Raw genomic sequence first — 18,778 nt, forward strand, 5'->3', positions numbered from 1 at the left:
CGGGGCAATCTAGGTACCTATGTGCGTGCAAACCGCGATGCGGGTACACGCTCCGTGCTGGAGTCTCGGGTCCCGTGACCCCCGAACAAATGAATTCCCCCGAATGCAATGCCCCCGACAACCGAGATACCCCGCCGTCCGAGCGGCACCGCTGGGAGAGGGTGGTGCCGCGGACCGCGACCTGGCTGCGCGCCGCGTTCGTCGGCGACTCGGCAAACCGGCAGCACCGCGTCCCCCCGAAGACGCGGTCCCTGCAGGTCGGTGCCGCAGTGGCCGCGATCGGCGTGATCGGCGTCTTCAGCAGCGTCGGCGACGCCCAGACCGAGCAGCCTGCGGTGCAGGCCGCCGCGCAAGTCGCCCCGCTGGCTGACGCCACGCCGCTCCCAGCCCAGGCGCCGCTCGCCCCGCAAGCCCCGCCCGCTCCCGAGGCTGCGCCCGCGCCGCAGGTCGCCCCCGAGGCGGAGAAGGCCGCGGAGCCGGTCCCGGACAACAAGCCGAAGGACCAGGTCGGCGCCTGGATCGACCAGGCGCAGCGTGTCCTGGAAGCCAACGGCATCTCCCGCGATCACGCCGACGCCGACGCGATCCGGATGATCATCATGCACGAATCCAACGGCGACCCGACCGCCAGCAACAACTGGGACTCCAACGCCGCGGCGGGTACCCCGTCCATCGGCCTGATGCAGACCATCGAGCCGACCTTCGAATCCTTCGCGCTGCCCGGCCACGGAGACATCTACAACCCGGTCGACAACATCATCGCCGCCACCCGGTACTCGATCTCGCGCTACGGCTCGATGTCCGACGTGCCAGGCGTCGCAAGCGTGCGCTCCGGCGGCAGCTACCAGGGATACTGACCAGACCTCATAAGCCACGGGTTACTGGGCGGCAGCGGCCAACCCCGACAACGTTCCGTCCAGCGCTTCGGCGACCAACTCGCGCATGGCTTCTTCGGCCCGCGCCCGGTCACCGCCGCGGATGCACTCGGCGATCTCGCAGTGCAGCCGCACGGCGACCGGGCGCGGGTGCGTCGGCATCAGACCGTGTCCGGCCCGCCACTGCAGCAACTCTTCGACGACCTCGTGCAACTGGGCGAACATCTCGTTGCCCGACGCGGTCAGCACCAGGCGGTGGAAGGCCACATCGGCAGCCATGAAGGTGTCCAGGTCACCAGCCCGTGCGGTGGCGACCATCCGCTCGGCGAGGCTGACCAGCTGCGCGGCGTCCTCGTCGCTGGCGCGCAGCGCGGCGGCTGCGGCGGCGACCGGTTCGACCGCGGTGCGCAGTTCGGCGAGCGTCTTCAGCTGCGCGGTGCGGTCGGCGGCCAACTGCCAGCGGATGAGCAGCGGGTCGAAGGCGTTCCAGTCCGCTCGGGGCCGGACCACGATGCCGACCCGCTTGCGGCCGAGGACCAGCCGGATCGACGCGAGGCTGCGCACCACCTCGCGGGCGACGCTGCGGGAGATCTCGAAGCGCTGCTCCACCTCGTCGATGCGCAACACGCTGCCCGGCGGGTGCACACCGGCGGCGATCTCGTGCCCGAGCACATCCAGGACCTTGTCGTGCAGTCCGCCAGCCATCCGGCCCTCCCGTTGATCCGGCACCAAACATAAGCGGTCGGATCCGGGTGACGGGCCTAACAGCATACTTAATCGATCAACATGGCAATAAAGTCATACTTATTGCTTAGGCTGTGCCGCGCACCAGCTGCTCAACGAGGAGCCCCTCAATGCCAAACAGCCTTACCGGCGGCCTCGCAGTCCTGGCGCAGGCCGCGCCCACCGGCGCCTGGACCGCGCAGGACACCCGACTGCTCACCGCGGCCGTCGCGGGCATCGCGGTCATCGTGGTGCTGATCAGCTGGGCGAAGCTGCATCCGTTCCTGTCGTTGGCGTTGGGCGCCACCACCCTCGGCGTGGTGGCTGGCATGCCCTTCGGCGATCTCGTGGACACCTTCACCGAAGGACTCGGCAAGACCGTCGGGGACGTCGGCCTGCTCGTCGCGCTCGGCGCGATGCTGGGCAAGCTGCTCACCGACACCGGCGGTGCCGAGCAGATCGTGGAGACCGTGCTGCGCCGCACCACCCGGCGGAGCCTGCCGTGGGCGATGGTGTTCATCGCCGCGCTGCTGGGTCTGCCGATGTTCTTCGAGGTCGGCGTGGTGCTGCTGGTCCCGGTGGTGGTCATGGTCGCCAGCCGCTCCGATCAGCCGATGCTGCGGATCGGCATCCCGGCGCTGGCCGGGCTGTCGATCCTGCACGGACTCGTGCCACCGCACCCCGGCCCGCTGGCCGCGGTCGACGCGCTGCACGTCGACCTGGGGCTCACGCTGGCGCTGGGCGTCGTCGTCGCCATCCCGACCGCCATCGTCGCCGGTCCGGTGTTCGGTTCCTACATCGCGAAGCGCGTCGAACTGCCCCCGGCCACCCACCTGCTGGGCAAATCGCCGGTCCAGGCCGATCCCGAGCGGCGGCCCGGATTCTTCGTGTCGGTGGCGATGCTGCTGCTGCCCGTCGTGCTGATGCTCGGCAAGTCGGTCGCCGACCTGCTGCTGCCCGAGGACAGCATCGGCTACCAGGTGCTCGACACCGTCGGCACTCCTGTCGTCGCGCTGATGCTGACCGTGCTGATCGCGATCGTGGCGCTCGGCGGCGGTGCCCGGTTCAGCCGCAACCGGCTGGCCGACGTGGTCGGCGGATCGCTGCCCGCCGTCGGCGGGATCATCCTCATCGTCGGTGCCGGTGGCGGGTTCAAGCAGACCCTGGTCGACTCCGGGGTGAACAACATGATCACCGGTCTGGCCAGCGGAGCGCACCTCTCGCCGCTGGTGCTCGGCTGGCTGATCGCGGTCGGCATCCGGGTCGCGACCGGTTCTGCGACGGTGGCCACCATCTCGGCCGCTGGCATGGTCGCGCCGCTGGTCGCCGGGCTCCCGCCGACGCAGGGGGCGTTGGTCGCGCTGGCCATCGGCTCCGGGTCGCTGTTCCTGTCGCACGTCAACGACGCGGGGTTCTGGCTGGTCAAGGAGTACTTCGGGATGACCGTCGGGCAAACCCTCAAGACCTGGTCGGCGATGGAGACGCTGCTGTCAGTGGTCTCCTTCGGCGTGATCCTCGGGCTGTCCGCGGTGCTGTGACGACCGCTGCGCGCGGTATATTGGCGGGTCGGGCCCGCTGGTGGGCTTTCCCTGATCCGTCCCCGGTACAAGGTGGCGCAATTGTCGAACGCCCGACCCGATCGGGATGCCGTCCGCGCGCAGGAAATCGCAGCCGAGCAGCAGTACCTCTCGGTGCTGTACGCCAAGCTGGATGCGCTGCGGCAGGAAACGACGCAGCGGCTGAAGGAGACGCTGCGGGACAGCGGTGGTCCGCCGCAGGCGCGCACCGAGCGCGACATCTCCACCCGGATGTACACCGACCGGCTCACCGAGCTGAGCGCGGTCGAGCACGGGATGTGCTTCGGGCGGCTGGATCTGGACAGCGGCGAGACGTTCCACATCGGTCGGCTCGGGCTGTTCGACGAGGACAACGAGTACGAACCGCTGCTGCTGGACTGGCGCGCCCCCGCGGCACGGCCGTTCTACCTGGCCACCGCTGCCGCGCGGGACGGCGTTCGGCGCCGACGGCACCTGCGGACCAGCTGGCGGAAGGTGCTGGACTACGAGGACGAGGTGCTCGACCTCGACGCCGCCGACCAGGGCGGCAACCTGGGCCTGGCCGGGGAAGCGACCCTGCTGGCCCGGCTCGACGCGCGCCGAACCGGGCAGATGCAGGACATCGTCGCCACCATCCAGGCCGAGCAGGACCACATCATCCGCGCTGGGATGAACGGCGTGCTGGTGGTGCAGGGCGGCCCCGGCACCGGCAAGACCGCCGTCGCGCTGCACCGCGCGGCCTACCTGCTCTACACCTTCCGCGAGCAGCTGTCCAAGCGCGGTGTGCTGGTCGTCGGCCCGAACCCGACGTTCCTGCGCTACATCGGACAGGTGCTGCCCTCGCTCGGCGAAACCGGCGTGCTGCTGTCCACTGTGGGCGGACTGTATCCGGGGATCACCGCCACCGAGGTGGAATCCGCGCGAGCAGCCGAGATCAAGGGGCGCGCGAACATGGTCGACGTGCTGCACGACGCGGTCCGCGACCGGCAGCAGGTGCCCCAGGACTACATCGAGATCACCAACGACGGCGAGGCGCTGCGCATCGACCGCCGCACCGCGACCCAGGCGCGCACCCGCGCCCGGCGGTCCCGCAAGCCGCACAACCTGGCCCGGCGGATCTTCCGCACCGAGATGTTCTCCGCACTGACCCTGCAGGTCGCCGACCGGCTCGGCCGCGACCTGCTGGACCGCCGCGACCTCGACGACATCAACCGCGAACTGCGCGCCGATGCGGTGGTGGGCAAGGCGTTGGACGAGCTGTGGCCGGAGATCACCCCGCAGGAACTGCTGGACGACCTGCTGGGCTCGCCGGAACGGCTGCACACCGCCACCCGCAAGCACCTCGACGACGCCGAACGCGACGAGCTGCTGCGGTTGCCGGGATCCCCCTGGACGCCGAGCGATGTGCCGCTGCTGGACGAGCTCGCCGAACTGCTCGGTGAGGACGACGCCCAGGCACGGGCCGAGCGCGAACGCCAGGAACGCGAGGAACTCGCCTACGCGCAAGGCGTTCTGCACATCATGGAGCAGGACGAGGAGCTCGCCGACGAGGAACGGCTGCGGGTTTCCGACGTGCTGGACGCCGAGTTGCTGGCCGAGCGGTTCCGGGGCAGCAGCGACCTCACCGCCGCCGAACGCGCGGCCGAGGATCGCACCTGGACCTTCGGACACGTCATCGTCGACGAGGCGCAGGAGCTGTCGCCGATGGCGTGGCGGGTGCTGATGCGGCGCTGCCCGAGCCGGTCGATGACGCTGGTCGGCGACGTCGCCCAGACCGGTGCGCTGGCCGGTGCCCGGTCCTGGCACGAGGTGCTGCACCCGTACGTCCAGGACCGCTGGAAGCTGGCCGAGCTGACCGTCAACTACCGCACCCCGGCGGAGATCATGACCATCGCGGCCGATGTGCTGTCCGAAATGGACACCGACCTGGTGGTGCCGCGCTCGGTGCGCACCAGCGGCCACCGGCCGTGGACCCGCCAGATTCCGGCCGCCGACCTCGCCGCCGTGCTGCCGAGCGTGGTCACCGACGAACTGCGCGAGGTCGGCGAGGGCCGCCTAGCGGTGCTGCTGCCGCCGGAGCTGCTGGCCGAACTCGGCCCGCGGCTGGCGGATGCGCTGCCCGACGCGGTGATCGGCACCCAACCCGACGATCTGGAATCCCCTGCCGTGCTGCTGACCGTCGACCAGGCGAAGGGTCTGGAGTTCGACTCGGTGCTGGTGATCGACCCGGCGGCGATCGTGTCCGCCTCCGAGCGCGGGCTCAACGACCTCTACGTAGCCCTGACCCGCGCCACCCAACGCCTCGGCATCGTGCACCCCGACGAACTCCCGCCAGTGCTGCGGAACATCTGATAGCACGTCGTGAGCGGCTGTGGTCGCTATGGCGACCATTGCCACTCACGACCGAGGCGGCCGACCGCGACCACGCAACCACAGGGCGATTCGCGCCTGGAACTCTTTTCCGGGAAGAGGTCAGACGACTGCCAGCGGGAGCGCTGTCGGGTGGACCGGGGACGGGAGTTGGGAGTCTCCGGTGAGGTAGGCGTCGACCGCGTTGGCCACCGAGCGGCCCTCCGCGATCGCCCACACCACCAGCGACGCGCCGCGGTGGGCGTCGCCGCAGACGAACACGCCCGGCGCGGCGGTCTCCCAGTTCGATCCGCAGCCGATGGTGCCGCGCTTGGTCAGCTCGATGCCCAGGCCGTCCAGCAGCGGCATGTGCTCGACGCCGTCGAAGCCGATCGCCAGCAGCGCGAGGTCGCAGGGCAGATCCTCGACCTCGTCGGACACCGGGACGACCTGTCGGCGCCCGTCCGCGTCGCGCTGCACCCGCACCTCGCGCAACCGCACGGCGCGCACGTTGCCCTCGTCGTCACCGACGAAGGATTCGATCGCCACCGCGAACTTCCGCTGCCCGGCCTCCTCGTGCGCCGGGTAGGTGCGCAGGATGTACGGCCAGGTGGGCCACGGCGACAGGTCGTCGTCGCGGGTCGTCGGCGGCTGCGGGTAGTTGTCCAACTGCGTCACCGAAAGCGCGCCCTGCCGGGTCGCGGTGCCGTAGCAGTCCGCCCCGGTGTCGCCGCCGCCGAGGACGATGACGTGCTTGCCCTGCGCCGAAATCGGCGTCGGGCCGTCACCCTCGCACTCCTTGTTCGCCAGCACCAGGTGCTCCATGGCCAGGTGCACGCCCTTGAGCTCGCGGCCCGCGATCGTGCTGTCGTCGCGGCCGCGCAGCGCGCCCACCGCGAGCACCACGGCGTCGTAACCGGCGCGCAGTTCCTCGACGGTGAGGTCGACACCGACCTCGCAGCTGGTGATGAACTTGGTGCCCTCGGCCCGCATCTGCGCCAACCGCCGGTCCAGGACGGACTTCTCCATCTTGAACTCGGGGATGCCGTAGCGCAGCAGGCCACCGATGCGGTCGTCGCGCTCGTACACGGTGACCTCGTGACCGGCTCGGGTCAGCTGCTGCGCCGCGGCCAGCCCGCCGGGCCCGGAGCCGACCACGGCCACCCGCTTGCCGGTGTGCACCTCGGCCACCTGGGCGGTGACGTACTCCTTCTCCCAGCTGACCTCGGCGATCGTTTCCTCGACCCGCTTGATGGCCACCGCGCCACCGGCCTCCGGCGAAATGGCCAGCACACAACCGGCTTCGCACGGCGCGGGGCACAACTTCCCGGTGAACTCCGGAAAGTTGTTGGTGGCGTGCAGCCGTTCGCTGGCGTCCCGCCACTGACTGCGGCGCACCATGTTGTTCCACTCCGGAATCAGGTTGCCCAGCGGGCAACCCGCCGAACCCGAGTGGCAGAACGGGATACCGCAGTCCATGCACCGCGCGGCCTGCGTCGACACCTGGGCGTTGCGGTCCTCCCTGGACAGTTCGGCGTAGACCTCGTGCCAGTCGCCCAGCCGTTCGTCGGTGGGGCGCTTGGGGGAATCGGCCCGCGAGTACTTCAGGAATCCCCTCGGGTCAGCCACGGGAAGCCTCCATGATCGCCTCGTCCACGTCCCGGCCTTCGATCCGGGCAATCCGCATGGCGTCCAGCACGCGCTGGTAGTCGCGCGGCATCACCTTGGTGAACGCCGCCGAGCGCCGCGGCCAGTCGCCGAGCAGCGAGGCCGCCACCGCCGAGCCGGTCAGTTCGTGGTGCCGCCGCACGATCTCGTGCAGCCACTTCAGTTCCTTGGCGCTAGGCCGTTGCAGGTCCACCATCGCGGTGTTCACCCGCACCGGGTCCAGGTCCAGCACGTAGGCGATACCGCCGGACATCCCGGCGCCCACGTTGCGGCCGGTGCCGCCGAGCACCACCGCGCGACCGCCGGTCATGTACTCGAAGGCGTGGTCACCGGCACCCTCGGCGACCGCGATGGCACCGGAGTTGCGCACGCAGAACCGCTCGCCGACCTTGCCGCGCAGGAAGATCTCGCCACTGGTCGCGCCGTATCCGATCACGTTGCCAGCGATCACCTGGTCCTCGGCGGCGAACCCCGAGTCCGGGTGCGGGCGCACGATGATCCTGCCACCGGAGAGGCCCTTGCCGACGTAGTCGTTGGCGTCGCCGACCATGTCCAGCGTGACGCCGGGCGGCAGGAACGCGCCCAACGACTGCCCGGCCGAGCCCTCCAGTTCGACGCGGATGGTGTCCGACGGCAGCCCATCGCCGCCGTAGCGGCGGCTGACCTCGGCGCCCAGCAGCGTGCCGACGGTGCGGTTGACGTTGCGCACCGGCAGTTGCAGCCGCACCGGGCGCGCGTCTTCCAGCGCCGCCTCGGCGAGCTGGATGAGCGTGCGGTCCAGCGCGTGGTCCAGGCCGTGGTCCTGCTCGCGGACCCGGCGCCGCACCGGCGAGTACGGTGTCCGCGGCTCGGCGAACACCGGGGTCAGGTCCAGGCCGCGCGCCTTCCAGTGCGCCATCGCCTCGTCGGTGCGCAGCGCGGAAACCTGGCCGATGGCCTCGTCCAGGGTGCGGAACCCGAGCTGCGCCAGGTATTCGCGCACCTCCTGGGCGATGAACTCGAAGAAGTTCACCACGTGGTCGACCTGGCCGGTGTAGCGCTTGCGCAGTTCCGGGTTCTGGGTGGCGACCCCGACCGGGCAGGTGTCGAGGTGGCAGACGCGCATCATCACGCAGCCCTCGACCACCAGCGGCGCGGTGGCGAAGCCGTACTCCTCGGCGCCCAGCAGCGCGGCGACGACCACGTCGCGGCCGGTCTTGAAGCCGCCGTCGACCTGCACCGTGATCCGGTCCCGCAGGCCGTTGAGCAGCAACGTCTGCTGGGTCTCGGCCAGTCCGACCTCCCACGGCGTGCCCGCGTGCTTCAACGAGGTCAGCGGCGCGGCACCGGTGCCGCCGTCGTGGCCGGAGATCAGCACCACGTCGGCGTGCGCCTTGGAAACACCTGCGGCGACCGTGCCGACGCCGAACTCGGAGACCAGCTTGACGTGCACGCGGGCGTGCTCGTTGGCGTTCTTCAGATCGTGGATCAGCTGCGCCAGGTCTTCGATCGAGTAGATGTCGTGGTGCGGCGGCGGCGAGATCAGGCCCACCCCCGGCGTGGAGTGCCGGGTCTTGGCGATCCACGGGTACACCTTGTGCGCGGGCAGCTGACCGCCTTCACCCGGCTTGGCGCCCTGCGCCATCTTGATCTGGATGTCGCTGGCGTTGACCAGGTATTCGCTGGTGACGCCGAAGCGACCGCTGGCCACCTGCTTGACCGCCGACCGGCGCTGCGGGTCGTAGAGCCGGTCGACGTCCTCGCCGCCCTCCCCGGTGTTGGACTTGCCGCCGATCCGGTTCATCGCGATCGCCAGCGTCTCGTGCGCCTCCGCGGAGATCGCGCCGTAGCTCATCGCGCCGGTGGAGAACCGCTTCATGATCTCCGAGATCGGCTCGACCTCGTCGATGTCGATCGGCGCCCGGCCACTGTCCAGTTCGAACAGACCGCGCAACGTGCCGCCCTCGGCGGACAGCCGGTCGCACTCCGCGGTGTACTTGCGGAACGCGTCGTACTTGCCGGTCTTGGTGGAGTGCTGCAGCAGGAACACCGTTTCCGGGGTGAACAGGTGCAGTTCGCCCTCGCGCCGGTAGAGGTAGTCACCGCCGATCTCCAGCTTCCGGTGCACCCGTTCGGTCGGGTTGTCCGGGTAGGCGCGGCGGTGCCGCTGCGCGACCTCCTCGGCCAGCACGTCCAGCCCGACACCACCGAGCTTCGAAGCGGTGCCTTCGAAGTACTCGTCGACGACCTGCTCGGAGAGCCCGACGGCCTCGAAGACCTGCGCGGCGGTGTAGGCGCCGACGGTCGAGATGCCCATCTTGGACATCACCTTCAGCACACCCTTGACCAACGCCTGCACGTAGCTGCGGATCGCCACCTTCGTCCGGGTACCGGTGATCTGCCCGGTGGTGATCATGTCCTCGATGGTCTCGAACGCCAGGTACGGGTTGACCGCCGCGGCGCCGTAGCCGAGCAGCGCGGCGATGTGGTGCACCTCGCGGGCATCCCCGCTTTCCACCACCAGCGCGACGCGCAACCGCTCCTTGGTCCGCACCAGGTGCTGGTGGACCGCGGAAACCAGCAGCAGCGAAGGGATCGGCGCCAGCTTGTGGTCCGAGTCGCGGTCGGAGAGCACCAGCACGCGCGCCCCGGCGTCGATCGCCTCGGACGCCTCCTGGCGGACCCGCTCGATGGCCGCCGCCAGCGCCTCGCCACCACCGTCCACTTCGTACAGACCGGAGAGCACGGCGGAGGCGAAACCGGGCAGGTCGCCGTCGTCGTTGACGTGGATGAGCTTGGCCAGCTCGTCGTTGTCGATCACCGGGTTGGGCAGCACGATGTGCCGACAGGACACCGCCGAGGGGTTCAGCAGGTTCTGCTCCGGGCCCATGATGCGCGCCACCGAGGTGACGATCTCCTCCCGGATCGCGTCCAGCGGCGGGTTGGTGACCTGCGCGAACTGCTGCACGAAGTAGTCGTAGAGCATCCGGGGGCGCTGCGACAGCGGCGCTGGCGGGGTGTCCGAGCCCATCGACCCCAGCGGCTCGCCGCCGGTGGTGGCCATCGGCGCCAGCAGCAGGCTGAGTTCTTCCTCGGTGTAGCCGAAGGTCAATTGGCGGCGCACCACCGACGCGTGGCTCTGCACCACGTGCTCGCGGTCCGGCAACTCGTCGATGTTGAGCAGCCCGGCGTGCAGCCACTCGTCGTAGGCGTTGCCCTCGGCGAGCTGCGACTTGACCTCGTCGTCGTCGACGATGCGGCCCTGCGCGGTGTCGATCAGGAACATCCGGCCCGGCTGCAGGCGACCCTTGGCCACCACCTCTTCGGGCTTGAGGTTGAGCACGCCGGTCTCGCTGGCCAGCACCACCCGGTCGTCGGCGGTCTGCCACCAGCGGGCCGGGCGCAACCCGTTGCGGTCCAGCACCGCGCCGACCACCGTGCCGTCGGTGAAGGTGACGCAGGCCGGGCCGTCCCACGGCTCCATCAGGCTGGCGTGGAACTGGTAGAACGCCTTGCGCTTGGGGTCCATCTCGGCGTGGTTCTCCCACGCCTCCGGCACCATCATCAGCACCGCGTGCGGCAGGCTCCGGCCGCCCAGGTGCAGCAACTCCAGCACTTCGTCGAAGGACGCGGAATCCGATCCGCCGTCGGTGCAGATCGGGTACAGCCGGGCGAGATCGCCGGGGATCAGCTCGGATTCCAGCAGCGCCTCGCGGGCCCGCATCCGGTTGCGGTTGCCGCGGATCGTGTTGATCTCACCGTTGTGCGCCACGAAGCGGAACGGGTGCGCCAGCGGCCACGACGGGAAGGTGTTGGTGGAGAACCTGCTGTGCACCAACGCGATCGCGCTGACCAGCCGCTCGTCGCCGAGGTCCGGGAAGAACGCGGGCAGCTGCCCGGTGGTCAACATGCCCTTGTAGACCAGGGTCCGGCTGGACAGCGACGCGAAGTACAGCTCCAGACCCTGCTGCGCGGCCGTCTTCTCGGCGCGCTTGCGCAGGCAGAACGCCAATCGGTCCAGCTCGATACCGGCCTCGCCGCAGTCCCCGGCGACCAGCACGATCGCGAAGTGCGGCATGCACTTCAAAGCAGTGGTGCCCACGCCCGCCTTCTCCGGGGCGATCGGCACGTCGCGCCAGCCCAGCACGCGCAGGTTCTCCTCGGCGGCGACTCGCTCCACCAGCTCCACCGCCCGACGCCGCTGGTCGGCGTCGGCTGGCAGGAACGCCATCCCGGCCGCGTAGCGGCTGCGTCCGGCCGCATCCGGCGTCGGCAGCCCGATGCCCGCTTCGGCGCGCAGCAGCTCGTCGGGCAGCTGGATCAGGATGCCCGCACCGTCCCCGCTGGTCGGCTCGGCACCGGCCGCACCGCGGTGCTTCAGGTTCGCCAGCGCGGTCAGGGCATCGGCGACGATGCCGTGCGACCGGCGTCCGCGGATGTCGGCGACCATGGCGACACCGCAGGAATCCTGCTCCGCAGCCGGGTCGTACAACCCCTGAGCTGCTGGGACGGCAGAGAAGACCACTGCGCAGACCTCCCTCGTCAGTTCTCGTGCTGGAAGTCGTCGGCCGATTTCCGACCTGACACTTCACGACTTCTGGGCACGGGACGACGCTGGCCCGCAGATGACTTCCGGTTACTCGACAGAAGTTTTCGGGCGCGACTGCCCGCTCGCTGCGACCGGAGTGTTCAGGGAACTTTAACAGCCGCGATACCCAGAAGCAGCACTCTGGGAGTGATGCTGACCATCTTGTAGTAACGCGCTCGCATCGGTTAGGGACTCGCTGTTTCCCGGGTGGTACTGCATGCGTGGCGGAGTGCGGCTTTCACCGCCCGCCTGCCGCCGAAGCGCAGCTGAGCACCTACACTGCCCGATCCGCGCGTACTCTCCTCACCCCGACGACCGCACGCCGCTGGACACGGTTCGCTGTCAAATTTAACCGCTTGGTCGCAGTCGGTATAGCCCCCGTGCCGCAGGACACCCCGCGGCGGCGTGGGCGGGAGATCTTCTCCTGATATCTTTCCAGCTCAGAGCACCCGCGACGCGGGGGCTCGCGGGACGCCAGCGCCAAGCGAAACCGGTGTGAACCCGGTGCTGTGCCGCAACTGCGATGGCCCGGTCCGCCGGGCACGAGCCAGGTCGCCTTCGCGCGTGGCGTCGATGTCCGCCACCCCCGGTGCAGGGGTGCGGTGTCGGCTTCCCGTAGGCCGCGCCCGCCGCACCGGCCGAACGTAGGGAAGACATGACCGGGTTCCGCCGACTCGCCGCGCTGCTGCTCGCCACGCTGGCCCTGTTCGCCGGGGTAACCGCGTGCGCCACCCGACCTCGTTCCGAAACAACGGCACCGGCTGACGATCCGGCCTCGGCGTTCCCGGTCAAGGTCGAACTGCCCGGCCAACCTCCCGTGACGCTGGCGCAACAACCGAAGCGGATCGTCTCGCTGTCCCCAACCGCCACCGAGACGCTGTACGCGATCGGGGCCGGAGACCAGGTCGTCGCGGTGGACCAGTTCTCCAACTTCCCGCCGCAGGCGCCGCGCACTGACCTCTCCGGCTTCACCGCGGACGCCGCGGCGGTCGGCGCGCGCACCCCGGACCTGGTCATCGCGCCGGACAACGCGGGCCAGCTGGCCGAGGGGCTGAAGGTGGTCAACGTGCCGACGTTGCTCACCCCTTCGGCGGCGACGCTGGAGGACGCCTACCGGCAGATCGAGGTGCTCGGCCAGGCCACCGGGCACACCGAGCAGGCCGCCCAGCTGGTGGACCGGATGCGTTCGGACATCGACGAGATCGTCCGCCACACGCCCAAGCCGCCGCAGCCGCTGAGCTTCTACCACGAGGTCAGCCCGGACTACTACAGCGCGACCTCGCAGAGCTTCGTCGGCGGCGTCTACGGCCTGTTCGGACTGGCCAACGTCGCCGATCCGGCGGGTGGGAAGTTCCCGCAGCTTTCCGAGGAGCACATCGTGCGGGCCAACCCGAACCTGATCTTCGTGGCGGACGCGAAGTGCTGCCAGGTCAACGCGGCGGCCGTGGCGGCCCGACCGGGTTGGAACACCCTCGACGCCGTGCGCCGCGGCCACGTCATCGAGCTCGACGACGACATCGCGGGCCGCTGGGGGCCGCGGGTGGTCGACCTGGTGCGGGCCATCGGCGACGGAGTGGCCAAGGCGCAGCGGGGGTGACCACCGCGCTCCGCCCGGCCCCTGCGGCGTTGAAGCAGACCAAGCTGCGCCCCCGCCACCTGTTGATCGGGGTGGCGGTGCTGCTGGCCAGCACCCTGCTGTCGGTGCTGTTCGGGGCGGCCGAGCTCGGTTGGCAGCGGGTGCTCGGGGAAATCGTCGCGCAGCTAACCGGCGGCGTCTCGCCGCTGTCGGAGCGGGAAGCGGCGATCCTTTGGCAGCTGCGGGTGCCGCGGGTGGTGCTCGGCGTGCTGGTCGGGGCGGCGCTGGCGGTCTCCGGCGCGGCGTTCCAGGGTGTGTTCCGCAACCCGCTGGCCGACCCCTATCTGCTGGGATCGGCTTCCGGCGCCGGGTTGGGCGCCACCCTGGTGATCAGCGCGTCGGCGCAGCACGGAACGCCCATCCCGGTGCAGCTCGCGGCGTTCGCCGGAGCGCTCGGCGGCGTGGGCCTGACCTGGCTGGTCGGCCGCTCAGCGGGCCGCGACACCGCGACGCTGGTGCTGGCCGGGGTCGCGGTCGGCGCGTTCCTCACCGCCGGGCAGACGTTCGTCCAGCAGCTGCGGGTGGAGACGCTGGAACAGGTCTACATGTGGATCCTGGGGCGGCTGACCACCACCGGCTGGCGCGAAGTGCTGGTCGTGCTGCCGTACCTGGCGATCTCGGCGTTCGTGCTGTGGACCTGCGCTCGGCTGCTGGACCTGCTGGGCACCGGCGACGAGGAGGCCGCCGCGCTCGGCGTGCACCCGGGGCGGGTGCGGGCGCTGGTGCTGGTCGCCGCTTCACTGACCACCGCGGCCGCGGTGTCGGTCGCCGGGCTGATCGGGTTCGTCGGCCTGGTGGTGCCGCACCTGGTGCGGCTGGGGGTCGGTGGCAGTTTCCGGATCATCGTGCCGCTGTCCTTGCTGTTCGGCGGCGCGTTCCTGGTCACCGCGGACATGCTGGCCCGAACCCTGCTGGCCCCGGCCGAAATCCCGATCGGCGTCATCACGGCGTTCACCGGTGCCCCGTTCTTCGCGCTCCTACTGCACCGAAGGCACGCATGACCGATCATCTGCTCCGCCCGCTGCGGGTGCCCCGCAAAATACCGAGAACGCATGAGCAACCCTGCGTCAACCCCAGTCCTCCCCAACCGCACCTCAGGGGACCGTGACGCAAACCAGCCACCAGAAACCACGAGACGCGAGATTCGTGCAGGGCGCAACCATCACTGAAAAACGCGGAGAGGCGGTGCTGGCGTGTTGGAGGTGCACGAGCTGTCCGCCGGATATCGGCGCAGCACGGTGATTTCCGGTGTTTCGACCACTGTGGACACTGGTGGTTGGTTGGGCATCATCGGACCGAACGGGTCCGGCAAGTCGACGCTGTTGAAGGCCGTCGCGGGTCTGGTGCGCCACCAGGGACGCGTGCTGGTCGACGGCCGCCCGCTGGCCGTGCTGCGCCGCCGCGAACGTGCCCGAGCGGTCGGCTACGCGCCGCAGATCCCGCAGCTGCCGATCGGCCTGACCGTCACCGACTACGTGCTGCTCGGCCGCACTCCGCACCTCGGCATGCTGGGCCGGGAAGGCCCGGCCGACCTGGACGTGGTGCGCTCCCTGCTGGACCGCCTGGACCTCACGAGGCTGGCGGACCGCGTGTTGTCGACGCTGTCCGGCGGCGAACGCCAGCGCGCCGTGCTGGCCCGCGCGTTGGCCCAACGAGCCGGGGTGCTGCTGCTCGACGAACCCACTACCGGCCTGGACGTCGGACACGCCCAAGCGCTGCTCGACCTGGTCGACGAACTGCGCCGCGAGTTGGGCACCACGGTGGTCATGACGCTGCACGACCTCACGCTGGCCGCCCAGTACGCCGAACGCCTGCTCCTGCTCGACGCGGGACGCGTCGCCGCCGAAGGCACCCCGACCGAAGTCCTCACCCCGGCCGCCCTCGCCGAGCGCTACACGGCTCGTGTGACGGTCCTGCGCACCCCCGACGGCTTCCCGGTCATCGCCCCGATCCGAGGCTGAGGTTCCGTCACCCAAACCAATCCACGCACCCGCCAAGTGGTCAGGCGGTGGCGAAACGGGTCAGGACCGCTTCGGGCCGGACTGCCGGGAGTGCTCGGCGGAAGGCCCGGTAGTAGGCCAGTTCCTCCTTGGTGCGGAGTTGCGCGGCCTCGCCCTCTTCGGCGAGTTCGGTGTCCGTGACTCGGGATTCCCAGTACGGGGTGAGGAGATCTTGGGCTCCGCTGCCGGTTCCGAACTGGAGCTTTCGGCGCCACAGCAGGTCCTCGGGCAGCCAACCGGTGAACGCGCGACGCAGGTGGGCCTTCTCCACACCGTCTTCGAGCGACTTCATCCCGGACGGCAGGGACATCGCGTGGGCGATGACGTCGGTGTCCAGGAACGGGACGCGGGCCTCCAGGCCGTGCGCCATGGTGACGCGATCGCAGCGCTGCAGGTTGAGGCCGTGGAGTGCACCGATGGTGCGGGCGAGTTCCGGTGCGAGGTCGTCGGCGTGCGACTGGTGGTAGTAGCCGTACCCGGCGAAGAGTTCGTCGGCGCCTTCCCCGGTCAGCACCACTTTGACGCGCTGTGCCGCGAGTTCGGCCAGGAACCAGTTGGGCACCGCGCTGCGGATGAGGCTCGCGTCGAAGGACTCGACGGAGGCGATCACGTCGTCCAATGCGGCGATGGCCTGCTCGGCGTCGAAGATCGCCTCGTAGTGCTCGGTGCCGAGGTGTTCGGCTGCGGCGCGGGCGGCGAGCAGGTCCGGCGAGCCAGCGGTGCCAACCGCGAAGGTCCGCAACCGCTTGCCGCTCGCGGCGTACTCGGCCGCCGCGATGGCGGCGACGATGCTGGAGTCGAGGCCGCCGGAGAGGAACACGCCGACCTCGACATCGGCCATCAGGTGGCGGCGGACCGAGTCGATCAGCACCTCGCGGGTCGACTTCTCGGCGATCTCCGGGGCGAGCTCGTCCCAGTCGGGTAAGTCAGCGGGATCCGGCACCGGGTCGGCGAAGCGGACCAGTCCGGCCTCCGGGGTCCAGGAACACCCCGGCGGGAACGTCTCGACGGCGTGCTGCACGTCCGGCGGGAAGGCCCGCAGTTCCGAGGCGAAGTAATACGCGCCATCGACGTTCGCCCAGTACAGCGGCTTGATGCCCAGCCGGTCGCGGGCGGCGGTGAAGCGGCCGTCGGGTGTGGCCGCGCAGAACGCCCACATGCCCTGCAGCCGGTGCAACGCGGTCGGCCCGTGCTGCCGCAGCAGCGCCAGCGCGGATTCGCTGTCCGAGGAGGTGTTGAAGTTGTGCTCACCGAGGCATTCGCGCAGCGTGGTGTGGTTGTAGATCTCGCCGTTGCAGACCAGCGCCCAGCTGTCCGGCTCGCCCAGCGGCTGCCGTCCGCCGTCGAGGTCGACGATCGACAACCGGGTGTGCCCGAGCCAGGCATGCCCGCCGACTCTCCAGTGGTCGGTGTCGTCCGGGCCGCGGTGGGTGATCGCGGAGAGCATCCGCTCGCCAACGGCAGTCGGGTTCGTCGGGTGGTGGTAGAGGGCAGCTATTCCGCACATGGAATTCGACCGTAGAAAGCGAGGGCTCAAATAGCAACGATAGTTGCTCCATACGCACGCACATGACAAGGTGGCACCGTGACCGCCGACAGCTTGAGCAGCGTCCAGCGAGCCTTGGACGTGCTGCGCGCGCTCGGCTCCGGTCCGCTGCGGGTGCAGTCCGTGGCGGAGGCGCTGGGAAAGGAGAAGACCCAGGTCTCCCGCACCTTGAAGGTGCTGGCGGAGTCGGGATTCGTGGAACGGGACCCGGAAAGCCTGGAATACCGGTTGGGCTGGCAGCTCTTCGCGCTCGCGAGCGCGGCCAGCGACAGCAGGCTCCTGCAACAAGCATCGCCGGTGCTCCGACGACTCGTGCGCACGCTGGGCGAGGCGGCCTACCTGACAGTGCTCAGCGGCAACGCGGCCGTGACCGTGCTGGCGGAGCGCCCCGGACGAACCCTGCAAGCACATGAGCGGATCGGCCGACTCTCCCCGCTGAACTGCACGGCGAGCGGCCGAGCGTTGCTGATCGGACGACCGGACGACGAAGTCGAGATGCTGCTCGCGGCACAACCGGAACCAATGCCCGGCACCGAACGAGCGCCCCGCACGACGACAGCCGTACTGGACCGGCTGCACGCAGAGCGGGTCGCCGGGCACGGCATGGCGATCGAGGAGTCCGAGCCCGGACTGGTGGCAGTCGCGGCGCCGGTGCATGACTTCCACGGCACGACGGTCGCGGCGGTCAACGTCTCCGCCCCGGCCTTCCGACTGCCTCCGGACGCTCGCGCGCCCGTCGTCACGGCCGTCGTCGACGCCGCTGCGCGGCTTTCACGCGCCCTCGGCGCTCCGTAGCCTCAGCCGCCCTCGCCGCGCCGATCGGCGCTACGCGCCTCCGCGCGCTCGCCGCCGCCGTCGGCATCGTCGGCATCATCGTCCTCGGCCTTGACCGCAGTCGCCTCCGGTTCCGCGGCCGCCTCCGGCTCCTCCGGAGTCGCTGCGGTGTCGTCATCACCGGGCATCGGCTTGCCGCGCAGCAGTTCGGGGTCTTCGCGCTTGCCGCGCACCAGCAGCAGGTACACCACCGCGCCCGCGAAGACGATCAGGGAGGTGAAGACGTTGATGCGGACGCCGAAGATGTGCGTGGCCTCGTCGGTGCGCATCATCTCGATCCACAGCCGTCCGGCGGTGTAGCCAGCGACGTAGAGCGCGAACACCCGGCCGTGGCCCATCCGGAACTTGCGGTCCGCCCAGATGACCAGCGCGCAGACGGCGAGGTTCCACAGCAGTTCGTACAGGAACGTCGGGTGCACCACGGTGATCGGCGTGTGGTCCAGCGCCACACCGGCGATGGGATCGGAAAGCCCGGTCTGCGGGTCGATGCGCCGGTAGATCTCCAGTCCCCACGGCAGGTTGGTCGGCGCGCCGTAGAGTTCCTGGTTGAACCAGTTGCCCAGGCGTCCGATGGCCTGCGCCAGGACGATGCCGGGCGCGACGGCGTCGGCAAAAGCGGGCAGCGGCACGCCCCGACGGCGGCAGCCGATCCAGGCGCCGAGCGCACCGAGCGCCACCGCGCCCCAGATGCCCAGGCCGCCTTCCCACACCTTCAGGGCGTCCAGCGGGTTGCGGTCCGGTCCGAAGTACTTCTGCCAGTCGGTGGCCACGTGGTAGAGCCGACCGCCGACCAGTCCGAACGGCACCGCGAACACCGCGATGTCGATGACCGTGCCCTCCCGGCCGCCCCGCGCCACCCAGCGACGGCTGCCCAACCAGACGGCCGCGATGATGCCAGCGATGATGCACAGCGCATAGGCGCGAAGCGGGATCGGGCCGAGGTACCAAACCCCCTGGCTCGGGCTGGGGATGTTGGCCAGGAACGCGTTCGAGGCGGCGACCGGGGCATGCACGCCGCTAACCG

Annotated in this window: 12 protein-coding genes; 7 read left to right on the forward strand and 5 right to left on the reverse strand. The window is 70.1% G+C overall.

What is annotated here, in order from left to right; genetic code table 11:
• The first annotated feature begins 164 nt into the window (after positions 1–164).
• Positions 165–857 (forward strand): transglycosylase SLT domain-containing protein, encoded by a 693-nt coding sequence (locus MOQ72_RS23705; protein ID WP_242187657.1) that lies wholly within the window; start codon positions 165–167, stop codon positions 855–857.
• Positions 858–878: 21 nt separating this feature from the next.
• Here the strand turns inward: MOQ72_RS23705 and MOQ72_RS23710 are convergent, their stop codons facing one another.
• On the reverse strand, positions 879–1,580 hold the full coding sequence (locus MOQ72_RS23710; RefSeq protein WP_242187659.1) for a FadR/GntR family transcriptional regulator: 702 nt from the start codon (positions 1,578–1,580) through the stop codon (positions 879–881).
• Between the two features lie 149 nt (positions 1,581–1,729).
• Here MOQ72_RS23710 and MOQ72_RS23715 point away from each other — a divergent pair, with 149 nt between their 5' ends.
• Together MOQ72_RS23715 and MOQ72_RS23720 are read left to right on the forward strand one after the other, a co-directional pair.
• On the forward strand, positions 1,730–3,136 hold the full coding sequence (locus MOQ72_RS23715) for a GntP family permease (RefSeq protein ID WP_242187661.1): 1,407 nt from the start codon (positions 1,730–1,732) through the stop codon (positions 3,134–3,136).
• Positions 3,137–3,217: 81 nt separating this feature from the next.
• Positions 3,218–5,506, forward strand: coding sequence for a HelD family protein (locus MOQ72_RS23720; RefSeq protein ID WP_242187663.1), 2,289 nt, complete (start codon positions 3,218–3,220; stop codon positions 5,504–5,506).
• Between the two features lie 120 nt (positions 5,507–5,626).
• On the opposite strand, the gene MOQ72_RS23725 is transcribed toward MOQ72_RS23720, so the two are convergent.
• Both MOQ72_RS23725 and gltB read right to left on the reverse strand, forming a co-directional pair.
• On the reverse strand, positions 5,627–7,132 hold the full coding sequence (locus tag MOQ72_RS23725) for a glutamate synthase subunit beta (RefSeq protein WP_242187664.1): 1,506 nt from the start codon (positions 7,130–7,132) through the stop codon (positions 5,627–5,629).
• On the reverse strand, positions 7,125–11,675 hold the full coding sequence (gene gltB / locus MOQ72_RS23730) for a glutamate synthase large subunit (RefSeq protein ID WP_242187665.1): 4,551 nt from the start codon (positions 11,673–11,675) through the stop codon (positions 7,125–7,127). The genes MOQ72_RS23725 and gltB overlap by 8 nt, the downstream gene beginning before the upstream one ends.
• Positions 11,676–12,393: 718 nt before the next feature.
• Between gltB and MOQ72_RS23735 the strand changes: the two genes are divergently transcribed.
• The 3 genes from MOQ72_RS23735 to MOQ72_RS23745 all read left to right on the forward strand — a co-directional run bounded on the left by MOQ72_RS23735 (position 12,394) and on the right by MOQ72_RS23745 (position 15,335).
• Entirely contained in the window at positions 12,394–13,335 is a 942-nt protein-coding gene (locus MOQ72_RS23735; RefSeq protein WP_242187666.1) for an ABC transporter substrate-binding protein, read from the forward strand.
• Positions 13,332–14,375, forward strand: coding sequence for a FecCD family ABC transporter permease (locus tag MOQ72_RS23740; RefSeq protein ID WP_242187668.1), 1,044 nt, complete (start codon positions 13,332–13,334; stop codon positions 14,373–14,375). Before MOQ72_RS23735 ends, MOQ72_RS23740 begins: the two co-directional genes overlap by 4 nt.
• A gap of 192 nt (positions 14,376–14,567) precedes the next feature.
• Positions 14,568–15,335 carry an ABC transporter ATP-binding protein gene (locus MOQ72_RS23745; RefSeq protein ID WP_242187670.1) on the forward strand — a complete coding sequence of 256 codons (768 nt, stop codon included), beginning with the start codon at positions 14,568–14,570 and terminating at the stop codon, positions 15,333–15,335.
• Between the two features lie 40 nt (positions 15,336–15,375).
• On the opposite strand, the gene asnB is transcribed toward MOQ72_RS23745, so the two are convergent.
• Positions 15,376–16,881 carry an asparagine synthase (glutamine-hydrolyzing) gene (gene asnB, locus MOQ72_RS23750; RefSeq protein ID WP_242187671.1) on the reverse strand — a complete coding sequence of 502 codons (1,506 nt, stop codon included), beginning with the start codon at positions 16,879–16,881 and terminating at the stop codon, positions 15,376–15,378.
• 78 nt (positions 16,882–16,959) lie between these two features.
• On the opposite strand from asnB, the gene MOQ72_RS23755 reads away from it, so the two are divergent.
• The gene (locus MOQ72_RS23755; RefSeq protein ID WP_242187673.1) at positions 16,960–17,715 is read left to right on the forward strand and encodes an IclR family transcriptional regulator; all 756 of its coding nucleotides are present in this window, start codon (positions 16,960–16,962) and stop codon (positions 17,713–17,715) included.
• Between the two features lie 2 nt (positions 17,716–17,717).
• On the opposite strand, the gene lgt is transcribed toward MOQ72_RS23755, so the two are convergent.
• On the reverse strand, positions 17,718–18,767 hold the full coding sequence (gene lgt / locus MOQ72_RS23760) for a prolipoprotein diacylglyceryl transferase (protein WP_242187678.1): 1,050 nt from the start codon (positions 18,765–18,767) through the stop codon (positions 17,718–17,720).
• Positions 18,768–18,778 lie beyond the last annotated feature (11 nt).

The sequence above is a fragment of the Saccharopolyspora soli genome, from assembly GCF_022678645.1.
Classification (GTDB): Bacteria; Actinomycetota; Actinomycetes; order Mycobacteriales; family Pseudonocardiaceae; genus Saccharopolyspora; species Saccharopolyspora soli.